Annotated in this window: 5 protein-coding genes; all 5 read right to left on the reverse strand. The window is 40.9% G+C overall.

The annotated features are described in order from the left end of the window. Positions 1–168: 168 nt before the first annotated feature. Complete coding sequence (locus JJE29_08665) at positions 169–1,569, reverse strand: ribonuclease E/G (protein MBK5252686.1); 1,401 nt, start codon at positions 1,567–1,569, stop codon at positions 169–171. Continuing rightward, positions 1,566–2,273, reverse strand: a complete 708-nt coding sequence (locus JJE29_08670) for a DUF2344 domain-containing protein (GenBank protein ID MBK5252687.1) — start codon at positions 2,271–2,273, stop codon at positions 1,566–1,568. The genes JJE29_08665 and JJE29_08670 overlap by 4 nt, the downstream gene beginning before the upstream one ends. Then, positions 2,266–4,104, reverse strand: a complete 1,839-nt coding sequence (locus tag JJE29_08675; protein ID MBK5252688.1) for a TIGR03960 family B12-binding radical SAM protein — start codon at positions 4,102–4,104, stop codon at positions 2,266–2,268. Before JJE29_08675 ends, JJE29_08670 begins: the two co-directional genes overlap by 8 nt. Positions 4,105–4,119: 15 nt before the next feature. Then, the gene (gene rodA / locus JJE29_08680) at positions 4,120–5,226 is read right to left on the reverse strand and encodes a rod shape-determining protein RodA (protein ID MBK5252689.1); all 1,107 of its coding nucleotides are present in this window, start codon (positions 5,224–5,226) and stop codon (positions 4,120–4,122) included. 4 nt (positions 5,227–5,230) lie between these two features. Further along, positions 5,231–7,375, reverse strand: a 2,145-nt coding sequence (locus JJE29_08685) for a penicillin-binding protein (protein MBK5252690.1), incomplete at its 5' end; no start/stop codon positions are given.

Below are 7,375 nucleotides of genomic sequence, written 5' to 3' on the forward strand. Positions count from 1 at the left end.
CCGTGGAAACAGGCATCTTTTGAACGATATATGAAAAAACAGGCCCATAGAAAAAATATAGCTTAATAATTCAAATCTAGCACCAAATTCTGGTGCTAATGTTTGCGATTTATTGGGACATTTTCAAAAGTGGTTGACACAAGTCGATTATATCACAAAAGCATCAATTTACAAATAGGAAATTTCAAAATCTCCGGGTTTAATATCTTTGCCTTTCTTTATTTCAAGTGACAATCCGTATCGTTCCTTTACAAGCTCTTGATACCCTCTTTTTTCAAGCCATATTCCTGTAGAACTATCGATTCCAAGTTCCAATTTCACCATGGATGTTTCGGATTTGATTCTCGCCAATTCTCTCTCAATTTTCCCCAGTGTGTAGACCGGTTTTTCAAATATCTCTTCCCTCATGTGGAATCTTCCTATCGAAACGCCTTTTTTCTCTCTTGCCATTTCAAACAAGCCGGCTTTTGTAAATCCATAAATATCGAACTTTCGATTGTCATATCGAATGAAAACGTCTTCCATCGCTTTGCAAAGCTCTTCTTGGGCTCTTCTGTCCGCATCTATAAAATCAACAAGAATCATTCCCGAAAGATTTCTCAAAATTATTTGCCTTGATGCCTCAATAGCCGCTTCCATATTTGTCGCTGCTGCCACGGTGCGCGGCGCCTTTGCCGCGCTTTTAGCCGAATTAACATCAATTGATGTTAAAGCTTCGGTCTCCTCTATCACTATGTTCCCGCCACTCTTAAGCCATATTTTTTTCTTTACCGCCTCTTCCAATGTTTTTTCTAAAGAAAATAATGAAAAAGTGTTAAAGCCTTCCGATATATCTCGAAATTCGCAGGTTTTACTTTCTATCCCTGCGCAGGCATTTAGAACGGATTTCATATCCTCATCACAGTCAAAAACAATTTTTTCTATGCCTTTATAGGAATTGTTTATTACCGTTTCAACTACAAAATCTCTACCCTTATAAATTCTTTTCGGTGCCATTGCATATACCTTTTGCGCACAAATATCTTCCCATTTCGCTTCGAGATTTTCATAATCTTTCTTTATTGCTTCATATGATAGCGTTTCCGCATGTGTCCTTATTATCATTCCGCAAGGCTTGTCATGCATAGAGTAGGCCAGTTCCTTAAGGCGTCTGATTGATTTGGGATTATTCACCTTGTTTGAAAGGGCTATTCTATTCTTGTCGTCGTCGTAAAAAACAAGTCCATCCCCCTGAACGCTCAGCTTTCCTGTAAGTTTAGGGCCCTTGTCCCCTACTGCTTCCTTTTTTATCTGAACTGCAATTTCATCCCCCATTTTTAAAAGCTCTGAAATTCTGTCTTTTTCGTAACCGCCCTTAAGATCTTCCTTTTGAAGATATCCGTTTTTATCAATTCCAATATCTACAAACACCGCCTGCAAAGAATCCAGCACCTTAGCGACTCTTCCCATGTATATATCTCCTATTCGGCCCTCTTTTCCTTCCGAAACCTCAAGCCTGTAGACAGTGTCGTCAAAAATAACGGCAGCCCTTTTAATGCGTCCTATCGTATTGAATACAATTGCATTCACTGCATAGCCACCTCAGAAATTGTCTTCTCAAAAGATAGCGGCCCATCATCTGTACTTGCAAAAATATCAATCCTCAAAACATTAGCCTCATTTGAATTAATTTCTTCGCCAAGCTTCTCCCCCAACCCCTTCAAAAGGAAAATGGGATTAAGATTGCCTCGGCTTCCCGCACTAAGAAGTACCTTTAAAGTGATTGCATTGCCTTCGCCTTTTATTATTTCAAATCCGTGTATATCGTCTTTCAGATTGTTTTCAACTATTTTTCCAGACTTGGTTTGTTTTATTGCTAATATGGATTCCAAGCTTAGGAGCTTTTCAAGCCTGCCGACCAGCTCCTTTTGAATTGAAAAATCAATTTGAAATTCGGAATAGTCCACTTTGCTCATAAGTGATTTTGCCTTTGGCTCCACATACCCGCCGGCAATAATCCTAAGCCCTTCCGGAAGCGTTTCATTCATGGCGATAATGAATTTGTGCATTTCAACGATTTCCGTCACTTCAACATCCATATATTCCCCGGTGCTTGAAAAACCAACCGATGAAGGCAGCGCAAAGCTCATTTTAGGATGGGGATTGAATCCCTCAGTATATTTAAGCGGAACCCCACTTCTTCTGAATGCACGTTCAAAAACCTTGATTATCTCAAGATGCCCCAGGTATTTGACCCTGCCTTTTTTTTCATATCTCGCTCTTATTCTATACATCGCACGTACCTCTATAATTCTTTGAAATTCCGCAATTGCTGCATCCCTGCCTGCAATCCTCCGTCAATTCGCCAATTTTTGCTTTTTCGTTTTCACTTGCAAGAAACTGTTTTTCTATTCCGGCGCTTATATGATCCCACGACAATGCTTGGTTGTAGTCGGAAAACCTGTTTGCATAAGCAATCGGATCAAGTCCCGAATCCTCCATTGCCGCAATCCACTTATCGTAGTTAAAATATTCGCTCCAGCTATCAAATTTACACCCTGAAATCCATGCCTTGTGAATCACCTCAGAAAGCCTTCGGTCGCCCCTTGAGAATACGGATTCCATAAAGCTCGTATCTGCGTCATGATAATTGAATTGTATTGTTTTTTCCTTCCTGAACATTTTACTTAAATATCTATGCTTCTCCATGAAAACGGATGGATCGTCCTGTCCCTCCCATTGGAAAGGCGTGAAGGCCTTGGGTACAAAATTGGAAACACTGACTGTTATCCTCGGCTTTCTCCTTCTTTTTTCCTTTGGCATTCTGTAGTAGGTCTCCAACACTTTTTTCGCAAGATCATAAATGCCATCAAGGTCCTCTTCCGTCTCAGTCGGGAGTCCTATCATAAAGTATAGTTTAACGGAATCCCATCCCAGATTGAAGGCATTTTCAACAGATTCTATTAGATCCTTTTCCTCTATCCCCTTGTTGATTACATCCCTCAACCTCTGGGTTCCGGCTTCCGGGGCAAAGGTTAGCCCAGTCTTTCTTACGCGCTGTATCCTTTGCAGTATCTCCATGGAAAAACTGTCAAGCCTAAGTGACGGAAGCGATATGCCTACGCGCTCCTTTTCATAGCGGCTGAGCAGTTTTTCAACCAATGATCCCAAATCCGAATAATCGCTTGTGCTTAGGGAAGCCAGTGAAAGCTCATCGTATCCAGTATTTTTTATTATATTGTCAACTATTTCTGAGATTGTATCGATTGATCGCTCCCTGACCGGTCTATAAACCATGCCTGCATGACAGAATCTGCATCCCCTTGTGCAACCCCTAAAAATTTCGATAACAGCTCTGTCATGTACTGCGTCTGCGTAAGGAACAATCTGTTTTGAAGGAAAATACGATTTATCCAAATCAATCACTATGTTCTTTTTTATGATGGTGGGGGCTTCTTTTTCAATAGGATTTATTCCAACAAACATACCGTCTTCATAATCGGCCTCATAAAAAGAGGGAATGTATATTCCAGAAATATCCACTATGCTTTTTAAAAATTCCCTTTTTGCTGTCTTTTCAGTCTTGTGAACCTTGAACCGCTCTATGAATTCGGGCAGTATGTTCTCCGAATCGCCTATGAAAACAACATCTATAAAATCTGCCAACGGTTCGGGATTGAATGCGCATGGCCCTCCAGCTATGATCAATGGATGGGATTCGTCTCTATCTCTTGCGAAAACCGGTAATCCTGACAAATCAAGCATGTTTACTATATTAGAATAACTCATTTCATATTGCAGTGTGAATCCTATGATATCAAGCTTTCCGGCCGGTGTCCGCGACTCCATAGTAAATAACGGCGTTTCAGTTTCCCTCATGATTTTTTCCATATCAGTCCACGGAGAAAAAAGCCGCTCACAGAAAACGTCATCCATGTCGTTAAGCAGAAAATACAATATATGCAAACCCATAAAAGACATTCCTATTTCATATACGTCCGGAAATGCGAAACCGAAACGCACCGTCTCTTCGCTAATCTCCTTGTTTATCGAGTTCACTTCTCCCCCGATATAACGGCTCGGTTTTTCCACCTGTTTCAATAAATAATCTATTTGCATACCAATCCTCCATAATACTTTCTAAAATTTGATTTTCTGCCTTCTAATCGAAATTCCCAACACAATTCCTATCGCCGCCATGCTTATTATCAGCGAGCTTCCCCCGTAACTCATGAAAGGAAGGGTAACGCCTGTTACAGGCATGACACCCATTGTCATACCAATATTCTGGACTATTTGATAAAGAAACATCGATATTATTCCAGATACCACAAGGGTTCCATATGCATCCTTGGAGTTTTTTGCCACGCTAAACATTCGGTGCAGCAGTATGAAATACAAAAGTATAAGGCATGCGCCTCCAATAAAACCCAGTTCTTCCACCAAAACCGCAAAAATAAAGTCGGTTTCCTGAACCGGTAAAAAATCGTATCTTGTCTGAGTTCCCATAAAAAGCCCTTTTCCGTTTAACTGCCCAGACCCAATAGTGATCTTTGATTGCCTGACATGATAATTGCCAGGCAAATCGGTGTTTGACGGGTTTAAAAAAGCATCTATCCTTCTTTTCTGATGGTCACCCATGAATCTATATGCAACAGGGATCATTGCTATTCCAAATGCCCCGCCTCCTATAAAAAATCTCCATGGCATACCTGCAACAAAAAGCATTCCTGCTGTAATGACTACAAAAACCAACGCACTACCAAGATCCGGCTGTATCAATATAAGCAATAAAAACGGCAATGGAAAAATGAGCGCCATCACTATTTCTCCTATGCTACCTATGTTGCCATAGCGGCTTTCCAAGAATTTTCCGTAGGACAATATGAATCCTATTTTTGCAAGCTCGGATGTCTGTATGTCTATAGGACCTATGTCAATCCAGCTTCTGGCTCCACCCCTTATAGCTCCCAATCCCGGTATATAGACCATAAGCAACATCAAAATCGATAATACATAAACAATTTTGTACAAATCTCCCAAATAATTATAGTCTACAGCAATCATAAAAAACATAACAACAAGTCCAAGCCCGAAGGCTATGGTTTGTACCTTTACCTGCCTTGTCAGTCCGTTTTCAGTATAATGTGTAGCACTTGCAATAATTACGATTCCAAGGGCAATTATCAACACCATTGTTATGAACAGTATAAAATCGAAATGTTTAAGCATTTTTCTTTCAAACATAAACTCACTCCGTCCCCTGTAAATTATCCTGCATATCAAGGTTTTCAATAGCCGGCTCTTCAAGTTCAAGATACTCCGCAATTATATCCCTTGCCACAGGTGCCGCGTATCCACCATGAGCACCCTGGAAAAGAAGAACAGCTACAGCTATGCGCGGGTTCTCATAAGGTGCAAACGCAACGAACCACGCAAAACTCTTGTAATCCTCCTTGTAGGAATCAAGAACAGTTTTGTCCAGCGCTCCATCCGTATACTCGTCAAGGGCACTTTGCCAAATCACTCCATCGTCAAGATATCCGCTTCTTACTTTTTGCGCAATTTTATCAGATTGACCAGCCTTCTCAAAAGCAGTAATCTCTTCATTGCGCTCCTTTGTAATATCGTCCACCAAGGATTCCATTGCAGCAAGCTCTAATGAGTTCCCTTCATATTTACCCAAAGCAGAAAGATTTCCGAGATAAGAATTGTACTCTTTGAAATGTTGCTTAAAATATTCAACTTCATCAGATGGTGGAATCTTGCCCTCTTTTTCGGCTGTTCCTGTCTTTGCTCCAACTTTAACTGGAAAATCGGCAAAAAGTGCTTTGGCAGTTCCTTCATCACCCGAGGTAACCGCTAGCATGCCTTCCCTCAAATATGATAAGTTTTTCGAATCCTTAAGATCTATTTCTACCCCGTTTCCGCTGTTTTCACTGTTGAGTGTCAAGTCATAAAGCGTACCCCCATTGGCAATAGCAGCAACGTATCTAGCCATCTGAAGGGAAGTGTATGTATGCCCGCCCTGTCCTATCGCCAGGTTGAACGTGTCCCCAACATCCCACGCTATTTGGTTGAAGTAGCTGTATTTAATCAAATCAGCAAGGGCTTCGACTTTTGCTAAACGCGAATTTTCAACATTTTCGTCTCTAACCCCAATCTTCGAAAGCCTGCTTATTATTTCACCTCTGGAAGGATTCTCCTCTGCCCAATCCGCAATCACTTTCACTATTTCATCCAATTTCTCTGCATCCTCAAAAATTTCAGCCTCGAAATATTCTTCGGCCACATCTTTAAGTTTCAGTTTTAGATAATATTTTTTATTTGCAATTTCTTTTGTAGGATCGGGCACTCCATACGCCGCCTCTTCAATTTCTATTCCGGTGTTTTCTCCCAATCCAAATTTTTTGGCATAATCAAGCATTGTTTCAACATTCATTTCAAAATCCATGGGCCTATCTTTATAGAAGTCGTATCCGACCGATATGCTGTAAAAATAATAGTTGCATGAAACCTCAATTGCTCTTATAAGGTTTGTAAGTCCATGCTTCGCATGGTAATCATTCCATATCCAGCAACCGAAATCGCGATCGGCAAGTTCTATCCTCCCATTCGAATATATGGATTCATATGGATTCAGTCCCTGTTCAAGAGCTGCCAAGACTGTAATCATCTTGAATGTAGACCCGGGTTGCACTGCAGTCAGCGCAGCTATATTGTACATCGGTCTTGCCGCAAGCGGATTCCTAGCATTTACAGGTTGCAGGTTGTTCCAATCGGTTTGATTTATTCCCGTAGTAAACAAGTTCGGGTCGAAGGACGGAAAATTGGCCATCGCCAGGATTTCGCCGGAATTTACATCTATTGCTACAACCGCTCCCGAATCAGCATTTGGAGACTGCTCTCCAAATGTATAATCGCCCCATGGACTCTCGTATACGCTCTTGGTCTGTATTCTATTTAAAACTTTTTCCAAGGCAGTTTCCGCCGTCTTTTGAAGCCCAGCGTCTATTGTAAGAACAATATCCTTTCCCGGAATTGGTTTTTCTTCACTTATTTTTGATATTAATTGTCCATATACATCCACTTCCACCTTTTTAAAACCATTTTGGCCCTTTAGCAGAGTTTCGTAGCTTTTTTCAATGCCGGTCTTTCCTATGAACGCATCCGACGAATATCCCATTTCATCAACATATCGCTCAACTTCCACCCCTGTGCTTATTTTTCCCAAATACCCAAGCACATGTGCTGCAAGTTCTCCTTCAGGATAATATCTGATAGGCTCTATTTCAACATCTATTCCAGGAAGATGCATGCCTTTTTCTTCTATTAAAATTGCAGTTTCTTCGGATATATCGCCAGCCAAGGTTATGGGCTGATATTTTCTGTATCC

This window comes from Peptostreptococcaceae bacterium (genome assembly GCA_016649995.1).
Classification (GTDB): domain Bacteria; phylum Bacillota; class Clostridia; order Peptostreptococcales; family BM714; genus BM714.